General features: G+C 73.8%; 2 protein-coding genes. One reads left to right on the top strand and one right to left on the bottom strand.

All coding sequences use genetic code 11. The features are described from left to right. On the bottom strand, window positions 1-770 hold a 770-nt coding region (locus FNH09_RS46460; RefSeq protein ID WP_202919907.1), incomplete at its 3' end, for a hypothetical protein. Here FNH09_RS46460 and FNH09_RS46455 point away from each other — a divergent pair. After that, complete coding sequence (locus tag FNH09_RS46455) at window positions 769-951, top strand: hypothetical protein (protein WP_152895882.1); 183 nt, start codon at window positions 769-771, stop codon at window positions 949-951. The two genes, FNH09_RS46460 and FNH09_RS46455, sit on opposite strands and share 2 nt — an antisense overlap. Window positions 952-1,183 lie beyond the last annotated feature (232 nt).

Genomic DNA, 1,183 nt, shown 5'->3' with positions numbered 1-1,183 from the left:
CTGCCGATACCGGTACCGGGACCGGCGCTCGGGCGGGGGGACGACGCGGCGGGCGGGCGCACGGTGCCGGAGGCTGCGGGGGTGTCGGTGCGCGCGTGCGCGCCCGCCTCGGTGTCCGGGTTCGCGTTCGGGTTCGGGTTCGCGTTCGGGTGCGGATTCGGATTCGGGTTCGGGTTCGGGTTCGGGTTCGGGTCGGGATGCGTGCCCGTACTCGAGTCCACGTCGGCGTCGGAATTCGCGTCGGTCGCGACGCGGAAGCGGTAGGCGTTCGACTCGCCCACCCAGTCGCCGTCGTCCTTGTGGCGCTGGACCACGGCCGCGTTGAGGGTGATGTCCTTGGCCGCCGTGTCGGAGGTGAGGGCGAGCCGGACCTTCACCGTGAGGGTCTTGCGCGGGGCCACCGTGAAGCCCGCGAAGTCGTCCGTGCCGCCGCCCTCCGCGTCGAACGCCCCGACCAGTTCGTCCTCGTCGGTCCTCTCGAAGTGGACGGTACGCGGGCGCGGGCCGTCGTAGAACTCCAGGAGCGGCTGGGTGGACTTCAGGGTGTGCTGCCCGTCGACCAGCACGACGACCGGGTGGATGCCCGCGCAGGGGCGGGTGGTGGTGTTGGTGAGGTCCAGGTACCAGGTGCCGTAGCCGCCGCCGGGCTCGTAGGAGCCGGGGCCGCCGCGGATCCGGGTGGTGAGGGGGAAGTCGTTGCCGTCGGAGCTGGCACAGGTCGGGTCGGAGGCGGCGAGAACCGCCGAGGTGTACGCGGCGGAGACGGCCATGGCAGCAGCGTTCGCCGTCGAGGCGTTCGCGGCGGCAGCGGTCGCCGCGGAAGCGGTCGTCGCGGAAGCGGTCGTCGCGGAGACGGTCGCCGCGGAAGCGGTCGCCGTCGATACGGGGAGCAGCGCGGCGGCTGCCGTCAGGCACAGGGAGGCGGGCGTGCACGGTCGCATGGTCAAGTGACCCTGCCCGACGAGGACGGCCGGGCCCTGACGCCATGCCGGTCCGAAGGACGACCGAACTCGAACGGGTGTGCAATTCCGTCCGATCGGCGCACCCCCGGTTGCCGACCCGGAAACCGCGGCCCCACGCCCCGGCGCGCCATGCCCCGGAGCTCCCGGCCTCGGCGCACCACGCCCCCGGAGTCCCGGACCCGGGAGCCGCACCCTCCCCCCAGCGGCTCCCGGGTCCGGGA

Origin of the sequence: Streptomyces adustus (assembly GCF_009377175.1) — a bacterium.
In the GTDB taxonomy this organism is placed as follows: domain Bacteria; phylum Actinomycetota; class Actinomycetes; order Streptomycetales; family Streptomycetaceae; genus Streptomyces; species Streptomyces adustus.
Note: the sequence above shows the minus strand (reverse complement) of the source record. Positions and strands in the feature narration are given on the sequence as shown.

Bases quoted from the DNA above. Each gene is read 5' to 3' on its own strand.
- FNH09_RS46455 (WP_152895882.1), top strand. From the start codon at position 769: ATGGCAGCAGCGTTCGCCGTCGAGGCGTTCGCGGCGGCAGCGGTCGCC.